Consider the following 13,159-nt stretch of genomic DNA (forward strand, 5'->3'; position numbering starts at 1 on the left):
TTAATAATTAGTATAATCAAAAGACCTCCCGAAAGCAAATTTCAGAAGGCCTCTTTTTATTTAGTAATTAATCTGACCTTAATGATATTGTCACTGTCTTTGAAACCTTGTACCAGTTGGTCAATTTTGTTGGCATCACATTCATCCAAATCTAGTAGGGTATATGCATAATCTCCTTTTGAACGGTTAATGATATTGGCAATATTGATGTTCATATCAGAAACAGCTGTTGATATTTTGGCCACAATATTGGGAACATTCTTATTGATTAGAGTAATTCGGTAAGGTGCTGTTAATTCTTGGTGAACATTGGGGAAATTAACTGAATTAGTTATTTCGCCAGTTTCCATGAATCGACGAATGGTTTGTCCGGCCATAATGGCACAATTTAATTCAGCTTCTTCTGTTGAACCACCGACATGAGGGAAGACTGTCACTTTTTCTTTATTTAGTAATTCTTCTGTACCAAAGTCTGTGATATAACGTTTGACGACACCTGTTTCAATAGCTTCAAAGAGGGCTTGATTATCAACTAATTCAGCGCGTGCAAAGTTGATGACCGTTGTTCCTTTTTTCATAATACCAAACGCTTCTTTGTTAAAAGTATTTTTGGTATCTTCAGTCAAGGGAACATGGATTGTAATATAGTCACATTGGGCAAAGATATCTTTAAGATCATTGACCCGTTTGACATGACTTGAGATATTCCAAGCTGTCTCAATTGAAACATATGGGTCATACCCAAATACATGCATACCTAGTCGATAAGCATCATTAGCAATTCTTGCTCCAATTGCACCCAGTCCAATAACACCCAGTGTCTTACCACTTATTTCACTACCTGCAAATTGTTTCTTGCCGGCTTCAACTTGTTTAGGAACGTCATTTCCAACCAAACAATTGGTCCAAATATTTGCTGAGATATAATCTCTGGCAGATAATAAAATAGATGTTAAAACAGCTTCTTTAACAGCATTGGCATTTGCTCCGGGTGTATTAAAAACAACTATTCCCTTTTGGGTTGCTTCCTGAATTGGTATATTGTTAGTTCCTGCACCTGCACGCGCAATAGCTTTTAAATTGTCTGGAAATACAACATCATGGAGATTTTCACTTCTTAAGATATAGGCATCGGGATTCTCTGCCAAATCCCCATCAATTTGAAATGCATTTCCTAGTTCTTTTAGTCCAATTTGATTAATATTATTAAATGTTTTTACACTAAATACCATAATTTTTTAAAAGCTGAGATTTTTATCTCAGCACTCCTTATTATTTTTTATAAACCATAGCGACTATCTTCATCAACTTCTTGATAATCAGCCTTTTCGTCGTCACCTTTAATTTTTTGATAGGCAAGTCTTACACCTGCTAATGGCACTTTACCACAGTAGGTATAGCCCAACTTTTCAAAAATATGTTGCATACCCAAGTTCATTTCATGCGTATCGCCACGGAAATCAACTTGATCAAATCCTTCAATGAGTCCTTGTAAGAAGGTTTGTCCGATAGCTTGTCCTTGTTTGTCTTTAGCAACAGCAATTCGGTGAAAAGTAATATAGTCTTTATTATCTGTTAACCAATTACCATCAAATATAGCATTATAGGCTTCCTCATTGCCAAAAATGGCAGCCGTATAAGCCACAATCTCACCATCTTCCAAGGCAACATAACCCTGACCAGCCAAAATGTCATCAATAATTATTGAGGCATCTGGATAACCATCTTGCCATTGGTCACTGCCATAAGCAGCAATGATTTCTTTTGCCCCATCAATGAGGTCCATAATTTGCTTTACTTCATTAGGAAAAGCCAATCTAATTTCCATACCTATAAAACTCACATTTCTATTACTTATTCTTAGCTTCAAATTCTTTCATAAAATCAACTAAAGCAACAACACCTTCAGCTGGAAAGGCATTGTATAAGCTGGCACGCATACCTCCAACACTACGGTGACCCTTAATATTTTTAAAGCCACGAGCATCTGCTTCTTTGACAAAAGCATCATCTAATTCTTTACTTGGTGTTGTAAAGGGAATATTTGCCACTGAACGGTCTTTTGAATTTTTGACAGGGCTTGAATAAAACTCAGATTGATCAATATAGTTATATAATAAACCTGATTTATCTCTGTTCAAAGTTTCCATTTGATCTAAGCCACCAAGTTTTTTGACCCATTCAAAGACCATCTTAGCAATATAAATACTATAAGCTGGTGGCGTATTATATAAAGATTGTGCATCTGCTTGAATCTTATAATCTAACATACTTGACGGCGTTGGTTGTTCGTTGAGAAAATCATTTCTGACAATGACAACAGTTACTCCAGCTGGCCCAATATTCTTCTGAGCGCCAGCATAAATCAGACCAAATTTTTCCACTTGGTAGCGAACTGCTAGAATGTTTGATGACATATCGGCCACAATGGGGACACCGTTGGTGTCCGGCAAATCATAGATAGCTGTTCCTTCAATAGTATTGTTGGTTGTTAGGTGGACATAAGCGGCATCTGGGTCAATTTGCGTCGCATCGTAAGTTGGAATCTGGTCAAAGTTGCTATCTTCTGATGATGCTAGCAAGATTGGTTCAAAGGGCACTGTTTTAGCAAGTTTCAATGCTTCTGTATATGCTTTTTTCCCCCATGAACCTGCCACCAAATAGTAGGCTTTTTTACCACGAGCTAAGTTTAATGGGAGCATGGTAAATTGCGTTGATGCTCCCCCTTGTAAAAAGAGGACACGGTAGTTATCAGGAATAGCCATTAATTCTCTTAAAAGGTATTCAGCATCTTTGATGATTTTATCGAATTCTTTGGATCGGTGGGACATTTCTAATACACTCATGCCACTTGATTGATAGTCAAGCATTTCTGCTTGTGCTTTTTCAAGGACAGGTTTTGGCAAGACAGCAGGTCCTGCAGAGAAATTATAAATTGTCATAGGTACACCTCCAAAATTATTATTCAGAGTATATCATAATTTTCAGAATTTTACAAAGATTTTTAGAAAATTTCCTGGCCATAATCATGGTATAATAGAAAGGTAAAGGAGAAGATATGTTAATCAAAGAATTTTGTGCAGAAAATTTAACTAATTTAAGCAATTTACAAGCTCCTGCTATTTCACGTGTTGAATTATGTGATAACTTAGCTGTTGGTGGAACAACACCTTCTTTTGGAGTTATTAAAGAGGCTTGTCAATTATTACAGGAAAAATCAATCACTGTAGCAACAATGATTCGCCCAAGAGGTGGAGACTTCATTTATAACGACATAGAACTAAGAGCCATGGAAGAAGATATGATTAAAGCCATTGAAGCTGGCTCAGATGCTTTAGTCCTAGGATGCTTAACATCAGAAAACCTCTTAGATACAGATGCCATAGAACAGCTCCTACCGGCTAGCCAAGGTTTACCACTTGTCTTCCATATGGCTTTTGATGCAATCCCTGAAGAAGAGCAAAAAACAAGCATCGATGCCTTGATTGATTATGGTTTTGTTCGCATTTTATTGCATGGCGGTTCAGCTAATCAAAGTATATACGACAATATAAACCACATCAAAGATTTAATCAACTATGCTGACGGACGCATTGAGTTAATGATCGGTGGAGGTGTCACTGCCGCGAATGCAGAAGAACTCAGTCAAATGACTGGAACAAAAGTTGTTCACGGCACAAAAATAATCTAAAAAGATCAACTCAATGAGTTGATCTTTTTAGCCCATAAGGTGTTTAACAATATGGTAGTTATCTTCTTGATATAGTTTACCAAAAGCTACAACTAAGGTCACAATTCCTGGGAAAAATAAACCAAGTACTGCTAAGCCTTTTGATGCACCAAATGCTCTTAAATAGCAAAAATGTGTATAAGAATAATAAATCGGGAAAACCCATCCAATAAAGTAAAGCCATTTATTTTCAGGCCCAAATGTAATTTCATGTTTGACAAAATCAGCATAGATTGGAATGATTGATTTCCAACCTTCTTGGCCAGCCTTTTTGAATAGACGCCAATTCCCAATTACCATTAAAAGTATTGAAATTAAAGCAATAATAAAAATAATTCCATAGATGCCCACAATGGCAACTAATGCATATTCATCTTCAGTCATAAATCTCCTCTTTCTGAAAAAAACATATGACAATAATCTGACGAAATTGTCATAATAACATTCTAATATATAAATTTTAACATATTTCTAACCTTAAACCAATAGATTGAAGAAGATAAAATAAAAAAGTTGAAATTTTTTCAACTCATTTATAGACCATGATATACATTATAGACATCTTGTCGATTTAATTGATAATCTTTTGCAACTGTTTTGATCGCCTGATTTGGTTTTATACCTTGATTAATCAATTCTTGAACTAAGTCTGGTAAACTTCTTTCCAGATCTTCAGGGTTAATATCTTGCTTTAGTTCACTTTGTCCTGAGACAATCAATAAACATTCCCCTTTTAATGGGGTTTCTTTAATAGAGGTAAGGAGTTCAGAAATTTGACCGCGTTGATATTCTTCAAATATTTTTGTTAATTCTCTGACCAGCACTACTTGACGATCACCATAGATTGTCAGCATATTTTCTAAAGTATCTGCTACACGGTATGGTGATTCATAAAAAATTTGGGTTTCTGGATAAACTTCTTTTTCTCTAAAGAATTCTTTTTGTTGGCCTGCTTTTCTTGGCAAAAAGCCATAAAATATATGGGGTTGCGGTGCTAAACCACTTGCAATCAAAGCTGTTATTCCTGCGGATGCTCCTGGCAAGGCAACAACGTTAATGTCATTTGCGATAGCTGATTTGACCAAATCATGACCAGGGTCAGAAATAGATGGCATCCCAGCATCTGAGACCTGCGCCAGCGATTGCCCAGATAATAATAAATCAATTAAATAAGGAATTTTTTCAAATGCATTATGCTCGTGAAATGAAAACTGTTTGGTTGGAATCTCAAATTGCTTAAGTAGTAATCCGGTATTCCTAGTATCTTCTGCGCAAATCAAATCGACAGACTTAAGCGTTTCAACGGCTCTGAACGTCATATCTTGCAGATTACCAATCGGGGTCGGAACTAAATAAAGAATTCCTGACGTTTTTTTATCTTTGAAACTTTTTTGAATTTGCATGGGCTACTTTCTGTCTAATAATTCTCTACAAAACATACACTCTTCATCATTTTCACGGCGTTGTCCGTAAAATAAATTACAGATATGGAAACCTTCGTCATATATGCTTTCTAAGTGTTCTTTCCCTTGTTTTAGGGTTTTATGAACCGTTTCATGTTCTACTTGACTTAAACGATCACGTAATTTTGTATTTTCAATTCGTAATACTGTATTTTCTTCAACTAAGCCTTGGACTTGTTTTTTCATAGCTTCTACATCAGCTAATGTAACCATTAGATTTTGTGAAAAACCATCAAATGCGTCAAAGAGCTCTCTTTTATTGACCAAATTTTACCTCCTCTAGTGGGTAAGGAACAACTGTATCATTTTCTTCTAGTTTAATTTTAAGAATTTCTTTAAAGAGGTCAATAGAGACAACTCGTCCTAAACCATCTTTTGTTTCAACAATTGTGCCATAATCAGGAAATTTTTGCTTACTTTCTTTATAGAAATCGTCTTCATATTTTAAACAACACAGCAAGCGTCCACAATAACCCTGACTTTTGCCAGAATTTAATGATAATCCTTGATTTTTTAACATTTTTATCGAAACAGGGGGAAACTCGCCTAAAAAGCTCGTACAGCATAAGGGACGACCACAAGGCCCAATTGCCCCATGGATTTTTGCTTCTTCTCGGCTATTAATTTGTCTTAATTCAATTCTTGTTTTGAACAGCGTAGCTAAGTCCTTTAATAGTTGTCTGAAATCAACACGGTCCTCAGCTGTAAATGTTATCAAAACGAAACTTCTTTCTAAAGGAAAGATAATATCAACAATCTTCATTTGTAACTTGTTAGCTTCAATGAGCTCTTTAACAAGTTTTCGAGAAGATTGGGCATAACTAGCATTATTTTCATGGGCTTTGGTGTCCATTTCAGAGGCTTCTCGAACAATCTCTGGAAGATCTTTGGGTAATTTTTCGTCAGCAATTTCTCTCATCTTATGTGAAACTTTAGCTAAATAACTACCTTTGCCATCTTTTATAACAAGCAGACTTGTTTCCGGAAATTCTTTATCTGTTTTTACAAATTTCGCCAAGTTTGCTTGTCCGTACTTGACACCAATTACCTTAGTCATGCCATCACCATAAATTCTATAACATTTAAAAAATTAACATTACTTTGCCACATTAATCGTGCTTGATATAAAGCTTGAAGATAATGTAGGCTATTTTTTTGTGAATAATCTTTTGCAAGAATAAGTGTTAATAATTTTAGGACCGTATCCTGTTCTGCTTTTTCACTCGCAAGAAGACTCAGTCTGCTTGCTTCAAGATATGCTTTGTCTTTATCCGTCAATAAAATATTAGCAAATTGTTGACTCTTATTGATTAAATCTAAAAGCCTATTATCTTTTGCTAAAAGTTTTAAATCTTGTGGATTCTTGGCAAGTTGTGCAATTAAATCAGATTGATTCTTTAATAATCCTAATTTTTGAGCTTCCCTAGATAGAAATTCAATATCTTTAGAGAAGTGAAAAATTTGTGTCCGACTTTTGATTGTCGGTAAGACCTGATTATCATCATTAGTTAAGAGGAATATATAAGAAGTACTCTGTGGTTCTTCTATAAATTTTAAAAGACTATTAGCTGCATTTGTATGCATTTTTTCACAATCTTTAATGATGAAAACTTGCTTTTGACTCTCATATCCAGTTTGAGAAAAGTTACGCATCATTTCTCTCACAGCTTCTGTTTTGATAACTTGACCAGTTGGCTCTAAAATTGTTAAATCTGAAAATTCATTTTTGTCGATTAACTGACAAGTTCGACAATCCCCGCAAGGCAAAAAATCAATTTTGTTGTTACAAAAAATAGCCTTGGCCAAAAAAATGGCCATCTCAAAATTGGCATAATCACCAGAAAAGAGATATGCATGATTAAGGCGATCTTTTTTTAATATCTGTTTGAATTCTTGGAATGCTTTTGGTGCTTGTTGCTCTATTTGCATACCACTTCCCCCTCAGACATTTAGTTTTGCTTTTATTGCATTAAAGGCATCTGAAATGACTTGTTCTAAAACATTTGAAGCATCAATAGTGACAATCCGATTAGGATTTTCCTTGGCCAACTCTAAATAGCCATTTCGCACAGCTTGATGCATTTCTAACTTTTCAAGATCAAGGCGATTAACTTCATGTGTCCTATTTTTAGCAATTCTAGCCAAGCCAACTGAGGAAGGAACATCAAAATAGAGGGTCAAATCAGGATCAACTCCATCTGTTGCAAAATCATTTAGCCACTGGATATCAGCTTTGTCTAAACCTCTGCCACTTCCTTGATAAGCCACTGAACTATCAATAAACCTATCCATCAGAACAATCTTGCCCGCTTCTTTGGCTGGTAAAACTTTTTCTACCAAATGTTGGCGTCTAGCTGCAATATAAAGTAATAATTCCGTTTTATAATCCATGGCTGTATTGTTAACATCAAGAATGACCTCTCTGATTTCTTCGGCAATAGCAACGCCACCTGGTTCTCTTGTCGTAATCAATTCTTTATCAAACTCAGCCTTTAAAAGAGGCAAGAGGGCCTCTAAAACACTAGTTTTGCCCGCCCCATCAGGGCCTTCAAATGTTATAATTAATCCCTTTGATAGGTCGTTTACTTTATTATTCATACATCTATTTTACCAAAATTTTGGAAGAAAAAACACTGCCAATTATTAGCAGTGCTTTATTCCTCAATTTACTTCTGGTTTTTCATGTGTTTTCATTACTGACTCGACTTCAACACCAGTATTATGCAATTTTTCTTTCAGAATTTCAGGTGAGATATCGTCATCAATTTGAAGTTCAACAACTGTCTTACCATTGGCACGCGTATCAACAACAGTACGTCTAATATTTAAATTTTCCTCTGAAATAGTTGACGCAACACGCGCTAATATACCTACAGCATTATCTGTATTAATTACAACACGAATACCTTCTAAACCATATCCTGAGATGTGGAGAAAGGCTTTATAAACATCACGGTCAGTAATGATACCAACAAGTTCTTCGCCATCGAGAACAGGCAAAACACCCACTTTATGTGTAAGCATGAGGTAGATTGCATCTTCTAAACTAGCATTTGGTTCAACAGTTATGACCTTTTTAATCATAATGTCTTTAATTTTCGTTTTGTTTAATAAGTAATTCATTTCATAGATAGACAGGCTGGTTGCTTTTGAGGGAGTGGCATCGGCCATTGTCCCAGCAGTCACTAAACCTACTAAATGTCCATTTTCGACAACTGGTAGACGACGCAAGTCTTCTTCTCTTAGTAAATCGGCAGCTTTGGCTACTCTTGTGTCAGGTGTAATGGTAACAACGTTTTTAGTCATATAATCTTTTACTGACATATTTTTATCCTCATTTATCTTGATAATTTATTATAGCATGGTCCATAATTTATATGCATCTTGCAAGCGACTTTACCTAAATTAGCCACCCAAGTAAGCCTTTTTAACTTGATCAGAAGCTAATAGTTCCACACCAGAACCGGATAAAACTACTTTCCCAGTTTCTAGAACATAGGCTCTATTAGCAATAGATAATGCTTTATTGGCATTTTGTTCAATTAACAAGACCGTTGTCCCTTGCTTTTGAATATCCTGAATGATATCGAAAATTTCTTGAATAAAAATTGGCGCTAATCCCATCGATGGTTCATCCAAAAGGAGTAATTTGGGTTTACTCATTAAGGCTCGACCCATTGCAAGCATCTGCTGTTCACCACCCGAAAGAGTTGCGGCATCTTGAACCTTACGCTCTTCAAGTCGTGGGAAACGATCAAAAATCATTTTAAGATTTTTTTGATTTTCTTCACGATCTTTGCTCAAAAAGGCACCCATCTCCAAATTTTCCATAACTGTTAAGCCAGGAAAAACATGGCGTCCTTCTGGCACCTGAGATAAACCTTCAGCTACAATTTTTCTCGCTGGCATTTTTTGAATCTCTTTACCTAAAAAACTAATTTTTCCACTTTTGGGACGATTTAAACCCGAGATTGTTCTTAAAATGGAAGTCTTTCCAGCACCGTTAGCCCCAATTAAGGTTACAACCTCGCCCTCTTCAACGTGAAATGAAACATCCTTAACAGCTTCAATAGCTCCATAATTAATGGATAAGTTTTCAACTGATAACATTGACATTATAGATCACCTCCAAGATAAGCTTCGATAACGCGCTTATTATTTTTTATTTCTTCAGGATTGCCATGGGCGATTAAGCGACCATATTCTAAAACATAGATCCGCTCAGTAACTTCCATAACAAGACTCATGTCGTGCTCGATAAGGATAATTGTAACCCCAAAGTCATTCTTGATCTGACGAATTAATGCCGTCAGCTCTGCTGTCTCCTGTGGATTCATCCCTGCAGCAGGCTCATCTAAAAAAAGAATCTTTGGCCTGGTTGCCAAGGCACGGACAATTTCTAAGCGTCGTTGTTGACCATAAGGTAAATTTTTAGCAAGTGTATCAGCTTCTTTTTCCAAATTAAAGATAGCCAGTAATTCTAAAGCTTTTTCTTTAAGTTCTGCTTCTGATTTGTAATAAGCTGGTAAACGAAGCAAACTAGCTAAAGTATGAGATTTTGATTGATTAGCAAGACCAATTAAGACATTTTCGAGAACAGTCATATCTTTAAAGAGACGAATATTCTGGAAAGTCCGAGATAAACCTAAAGATGCAATTTTGTATGGGGATTTACCATTTAAGACAGTACCATCAAGGCTTACAGTCCCTTCACTAGGTACATAAACACCAGTTAATAAGTTAAAGAGGGTTGTTTTACCAGCACCATTTGGCCCAATTAAACCAACTAATTCCCCTTCATGTAATTCCATCGTGACATCTCCAACAGCTGTTAGACCGCCAAAGTGTTTACTTAAATTTTTCACTTCAAGAAGCGCCATCTATCTGCCCTCCTTTGTCTTATTTGAAAATAATTTAGAAAATTGAAATTCCTTTGTCCCTAATAATCCACCTGGTTTGAAAACCATGACGAGTATTAATGCTAATGAGTAAACAATCATTCGAACTTCTGAAAAGCTCTGGAGATACATATTTAGTCCTCCAAGTACAATTGCCGCAAGGATGGTTCCAGTCATTGAACCTAAGCCACCTAATACAGCAATAATTAAATAATCAATCGAACGCATAATTGTAAAGTCTTTTGGTACAACAGTGCCAATATAACCGACATAAAGTGAACCAGCAACACTTGCTGTCATGGCAGCAAAAGCAAAGGTTGCTACTTTGATTTTAGTTGTATTAACTCCCATTGATTCAGCCGCAATTTCATCTTCACGAACAGAAATGACTTGACGACCAATTGAACTCTGTAAGAAATTCATGGTTAAAACAATGATGAGGACAACAAAGGCAAAAACTACTGGCCATGATGTGTAACGAAGAATCCCTGTTAAACCAGCTGCGCCATTGGTTACTTCTCCACCATTGACAATAGCGATTCGAATTATCTCAGCAACACCCAAAGTTGCAATAGCTAAGTAATCCCCTTTCAAACGTAAGGTCGGAAATCCAACTATTACCGCTACTAAGCCTGCAACTAATATTCCAACTAGCATTGAAACATAAAATCCTAAATAAGTTGGAATATTTTGTGTAATAATGGCTGTAGTATATGCCCCGATGGCCATAAAGCCAGCCTGTCCTAAAGGAAACTGACCAGAGAAACCAAGTACAAGGTTAGTTCCCATCGCCATAATAATTGAAATTCCAATCCCCATTAAAATCTGCACATAATAGGGACCTAAAATACCTTGACCAATAAGAAAACTAAGAACAAGGAAAATAACAGTAACTAAGACTGCCCATGATAAAATGGATGACATATTTTTTTTCATGACTATACCTTCTCCTTTACATTTTTTCCTAGAAGTCCGGCTGGTCTAATTAGTAAGATAATAATTAAGACAGCATACACAATAGCATCACGGTAACTTGATAAACCAATAGAAGTTGAAAATGTTTCCAAGAGACCGATGATAAAGCCACCTAGGGCTGCACCAGGAATAATCCCTATTCCTCCGAGAACGGCAGCTACGAAAGCTTTAATCCCTGGTGTCATACCCATTAATGGATTGATTGAATTATAGTATAAACCAATTAAGACCCCACCCGCACCTGCTAAGGCAGAACCTAAAGCAAAGGTGAAGCTTATTGTTGAATTGACATTAATTCCCATTAGTTGAGCAGCATCACTATCAACCGAAACTGCACGCATGGCTTTACCCATTTTGGTTTGTTTGACGATGAATTGCAGAGCAAGCATCAGCATAAGAGAAACCAACAAGATGGTTAATTGGACATTGGTCACGCTAATTGGTCCAAAGTTGTACTTGATGATTTTGAGAGCTTGTGGAAAAGCACGCGCTTCTGCACCCACAAAATAGACCATGCCATATTCTAGCAAGAATGAGACACCAATTGCTGTTATCAGCGCAGCAATTCTCGTCGAATTCCTTAGGGGTCGATAGGCTAAAAATTCAATTAACACCCCCAAGGTTGCTGTGGTAACCATTGTTAACAATAGGGTTACAAAAAAGTTTAAATGAAGTGTATTAATTAAATAATAGCCAATGAAGGCACCCATCATATAAATATCGCCGTGAGCAAAGTTGATGAGTTTGATGATCCCGTAGACCATTGTATAGCCGAGGGCCAACAAGGCGTAGACACTACCTAAGATTAGGCCATTTACAAGTTGTTGGAGCATATTTGTTACCGTTCTTTCTTAATAATCTGGTACAAGCATTATTTTTTTGCTTGGATAACTGTTGTCGAGGTTACTTTACCTTTTGTTAAGCCAATCACAGATACAGATTTAATAGGATTGTGATGCTTATCAATGGTCATTGTTCCTGTAACACCTTTAAAATCTTTCAATTTGGCGAGAGCTTTAGAAATATCCTTTGAAGATTTTGCATTTTCAGAGGCTTTTGCTGCCATATAAACTGAATCATAGCCTAAGGCTGCAAACATTGAAGGATTTGAGCCATATTTTACTTTGAATGTTTTGGCAAATTTAGCGGCTTTCTTGGAAGTCTTTTCTGAATATCCTGATAGGTAGTAAACATTGGTAACATTCTCTTTGCCACCAAGTTCAACAAGCTTATCATCAGCAAAGCCATCAGGACCAACGATTGGTGCAGTAATACCCATTTCTCGAGCCTGTTTAATAATTGTTCCAGTTTCTTGATAATAACCTGGCATAATCACCGCATCAAATGATTTATTTTTATATTTGGTAAGAGCAGATTGAAAATCTGTGTCTCCAGATTGGTAGGTTGCTTCGGCAACAATTTTACCCTTATAGACCTTTTTGAATTGTTTAGCTATTCCTTTTGCATAATCACTTGAATTGTCATAAAAAAGGAAAACTTTTTTAGCTTTTAATTGGTCAGTCGCAAAGGTTGACATGACATCCCCTTGATAGGAATCAATAAAGGTAGTTCGAAAGATGTAATCATAGGTTTTCCCATCACGAGCAATAGTTAAGTCATCTTGTGTTCCCGAAGGGGTAATTAATGGAACTGCGGCTGCCGTAGCATTTGGTGAGGCAGCAGCTGCTGCACCTGAAGTAGCTGGTCCGACGATAACATTAACATTATTTTGAGTAGCAAGACTGGTTGTTACAGTTGCGGATTCAGCATTCTCTGATTTATTGTCTTTAGTTACCAACTCAATTTTTTTACCATTGACTCCACCTGCATGATTGATTTCGTTAACTGCCATTTGAGCACCGACCTTTTCAGCACCACCATAGGCTGAGACTGGGCCAGTCAACTCTAAATTTAAGCCTAACTTAATGGTTTTTTTTATTTCTGTTCCTTTGGCATTAGAAGTACTACTTGGCGGCGCAGCATCGCAAGCTGCTAAAGACATTAGTGATATTGTTGCCATTGACCAAAGTACAAGTCTCTTTTTCATATGCATTTCCTCATTTAATAAAATTGATATGTAGATAAGAATACAG

General features: G+C 36.4%; 16 protein-coding genes. 1 reads left to right on the top strand and 15 read right to left on the bottom strand.

Annotated features, from left to right (window positions below):
• Positions 1–56 precede the first annotated feature (56 nt).
• From SPB_RS07250 to serC, 3 genes are read right to left on the bottom strand one after another with little or no spacing between them, the layout of a single operon-like run.
• Positions 57–1,232, bottom strand: a complete 1,176-nt coding sequence (locus tag SPB_RS07250) for a 3-phosphoglycerate dehydrogenase family protein (RefSeq protein WP_003102540.1) — start codon at positions 1,230–1,232, stop codon at positions 57–59.
• Positions 1,233–1,279: 47 nt separating this feature from the next.
• Complete coding sequence (locus SPB_RS07255; RefSeq protein ID WP_003103473.1) at positions 1,280–1,828, bottom strand: GNAT family N-acetyltransferase; 549 nt, start codon at positions 1,826–1,828, stop codon at positions 1,280–1,282.
• A gap of 22 nt (positions 1,829–1,850) precedes the next feature.
• Entirely contained in the window at positions 1,851–2,942 is a 1,092-nt protein-coding gene (gene serC, locus SPB_RS07260) for a 3-phosphoserine/phosphohydroxythreonine transaminase (protein WP_003102451.1), read from the bottom strand.
• 116 nt (positions 2,943–3,058) lie between these two features.
• On the opposite strand from serC, the gene SPB_RS07265 reads away from it, so the two are divergent.
• Positions 3,059–3,691, top strand: coding sequence for a copper homeostasis protein CutC (locus tag SPB_RS07265; RefSeq protein WP_003103574.1), 633 nt, complete (start codon positions 3,059–3,061; stop codon positions 3,689–3,691).
• 27 nt (positions 3,692–3,718) lie between these two features.
• Here the strand turns inward: SPB_RS07265 and SPB_RS07270 are convergent, their stop codons facing one another.
• From SPB_RS07270 to SPB_RS07325, 12 genes are all read right to left on the bottom strand, one after another.
• On the bottom strand, positions 3,719–4,114 hold the full coding sequence (locus tag SPB_RS07270) for a DUF5684 domain-containing protein (RefSeq protein WP_003104681.1): 396 nt from the start codon (positions 4,112–4,114) through the stop codon (positions 3,719–3,721).
• A gap of 149 nt (positions 4,115–4,263) precedes the next feature.
• On the bottom strand, positions 4,264–5,133 hold the full coding sequence (gene rsmI, locus SPB_RS07275; RefSeq protein WP_003105705.1) for a 16S rRNA (cytidine(1402)-2'-O)-methyltransferase: 870 nt from the start codon (positions 5,131–5,133) through the stop codon (positions 4,264–4,266).
• 3 nt (positions 5,134–5,136) lie between these two features.
• The gene (yabA, locus tag SPB_RS07280; RefSeq protein WP_045406722.1) at positions 5,137–5,406 is read right to left on the bottom strand and encodes a DNA replication initiation control protein YabA; all 270 of its coding nucleotides are present in this window, start codon (positions 5,404–5,406) and stop codon (positions 5,137–5,139) included.
• A gap of 43 nt (positions 5,407–5,449) precedes the next feature.
• Positions 5,450–6,250: a regulatory iron-sulfur-containing complex subunit RicT gene (gene ricT, locus SPB_RS07285; RefSeq protein ID WP_003104246.1), complete on the bottom strand. Its 801-nt coding sequence runs from the start codon at positions 6,248–6,250 to the stop codon at positions 5,450–5,452.
• Positions 6,247–7,122 carry a DNA polymerase III subunit delta' gene (locus SPB_RS07290; protein WP_003104949.1) on the bottom strand — a complete coding sequence of 292 codons (876 nt, stop codon included), beginning with the start codon at positions 7,120–7,122 and terminating at the stop codon, positions 6,247–6,249. The genes ricT and SPB_RS07290 overlap by 4 nt, the downstream gene beginning before the upstream one ends.
• Positions 7,123–7,134: 12 nt before the next feature.
• Positions 7,135–7,791, bottom strand: coding sequence for a dTMP kinase (tmk, locus tag SPB_RS07295; protein ID WP_003105765.1), 657 nt, complete (start codon positions 7,789–7,791; stop codon positions 7,135–7,137).
• A gap of 63 nt (positions 7,792–7,854) precedes the next feature.
• On the bottom strand, positions 7,855–8,517 hold the full coding sequence (locus SPB_RS07300) for a CBS domain-containing protein (RefSeq protein WP_003105020.1): 663 nt from the start codon (positions 8,515–8,517) through the stop codon (positions 7,855–7,857).
• Positions 8,518–8,598: 81 nt separating this feature from the next.
• Positions 8,599–9,309, bottom strand: coding sequence for an ABC transporter ATP-binding protein (locus tag SPB_RS07305; protein ID WP_003106074.1), 711 nt, complete (start codon positions 9,307–9,309; stop codon positions 8,599–8,601).
• Positions 9,309–10,073: an ABC transporter ATP-binding protein gene (locus tag SPB_RS07310; RefSeq protein ID WP_003103139.1), complete on the bottom strand. Its 765-nt coding sequence runs from the start codon at positions 10,071–10,073 to the stop codon at positions 9,309–9,311. The genes SPB_RS07305 and SPB_RS07310 overlap by 1 nt, the downstream gene beginning before the upstream one ends.
• The gene (locus tag SPB_RS07315; protein WP_003103523.1) at positions 10,074–11,027 is read right to left on the bottom strand and encodes a branched-chain amino acid ABC transporter permease; all 954 of its coding nucleotides are present in this window, start codon (positions 11,025–11,027) and stop codon (positions 10,074–10,076) included.
• A gap of 2 nt (positions 11,028–11,029) precedes the next feature.
• Positions 11,030–11,899 (bottom strand): branched-chain amino acid ABC transporter permease, encoded by an 870-nt coding sequence (locus SPB_RS07320; RefSeq protein WP_003104378.1) that lies wholly within the window; start codon positions 11,897–11,899, stop codon positions 11,030–11,032.
• Positions 11,900–11,937: 38 nt separating this feature from the next.
• The gene (locus tag SPB_RS07325) at positions 11,938–13,113 is read right to left on the bottom strand and encodes an ABC transporter substrate-binding protein (RefSeq protein ID WP_003105666.1); all 1,176 of its coding nucleotides are present in this window, start codon (positions 13,111–13,113) and stop codon (positions 11,938–11,940) included.
• Positions 13,114–13,159: the final 46 nt, after the last annotated feature.

It is taken from the genome of Streptococcus parauberis NCFD 2020 (assembly GCF_000187935.1).
GTDB classification, from domain to species: domain Bacteria; phylum Bacillota; class Bacilli; order Lactobacillales; family Streptococcaceae; genus Streptococcus; species Streptococcus parauberis.

Excerpts from the sequence above, each read along its gene's own strand:
- SPB_RS07250 (WP_003102540.1), bottom strand. The coding sequence starts at position 1,232 with ATGGTATTTAGTGTAAAAACATTTAATAATATTAATCAAATTGGACTA.
- SPB_RS07255 (WP_003103473.1), bottom strand. The coding sequence starts at position 1,828 with ATGGAAATTAGATTGGCTTTTCCTAATGAAGTAAAGCAAATTATGGAC.
- serC (WP_003102451.1), bottom strand. The coding sequence starts at position 2,942 with ATGACAATTTATAATTTCTCTGCAGGACCTGCTGTCTTGCCAAAACCT.
- SPB_RS07265 (WP_003103574.1), top strand. The coding sequence starts at position 3,059 with ATGTTAATCAAAGAATTTTGTGCAGAAAATTTAACTAATTTAAGCAAT.
- SPB_RS07270 (WP_003104681.1), bottom strand. The coding sequence starts at position 4,114 with ATGACTGAAGATGAATATGCATTAGTTGCCATTGTGGGCATCTATGGA.
- rsmI (WP_003105705.1), bottom strand. The coding sequence starts at position 5,133 with ATGCAAATTCAAAAAAGTTTCAAAGATAAAAAAACGTCAGGAATTCTT.
- yabA (WP_045406722.1), bottom strand. The coding sequence starts at position 5,406 with ATGGTTACATTAGCTGATGTAGAAGCTATGAAAAAACAAGTCCAAGGC.
- ricT (WP_003104246.1), bottom strand. The coding sequence starts at position 6,250 with ATGACTAAGGTAATTGGTGTCAAGTACGGACAAGCAAACTTGGCGAAA.
- SPB_RS07290 (WP_003104949.1), bottom strand. The coding sequence starts at position 7,122 with ATGCAAATAGAGCAACAAGCACCAAAAGCATTCCAAGAATTCAAACAG.
- tmk (WP_003105765.1), bottom strand. The coding sequence starts at position 7,791 with ATGAATAATAAAGTAAACGACCTATCAAAGGGATTAATTATAACATTT.
- SPB_RS07300 (WP_003105020.1), bottom strand. The coding sequence starts at position 8,517 with ATGTCAGTAAAAGATTATATGACTAAAAACGTTGTTACCATTACACCT.
- SPB_RS07305 (WP_003106074.1), bottom strand. The coding sequence starts at position 9,309 with ATGTCAATGTTATCAGTTGAAAACTTATCCATTAATTATGGAGCTATT.
- SPB_RS07310 (WP_003103139.1), bottom strand. The coding sequence starts at position 10,073 with ATGGCGCTTCTTGAAGTGAAAAATTTAAGTAAACACTTTGGCGGTCTA.
- SPB_RS07315 (WP_003103523.1), bottom strand. The coding sequence starts at position 11,027 with ATGAAAAAAAATATGTCATCCATTTTATCATGGGCAGTCTTAGTTACT.
- SPB_RS07320 (WP_003104378.1), bottom strand. The coding sequence starts at position 11,899 with ATGCTCCAACAACTTGTAAATGGCCTAATCTTAGGTAGTGTCTACGCC.
- SPB_RS07325 (WP_003105666.1), bottom strand. The coding sequence starts at position 13,113 with ATGAAAAAGAGACTTGTACTTTGGTCAATGGCAACAATATCACTAATG.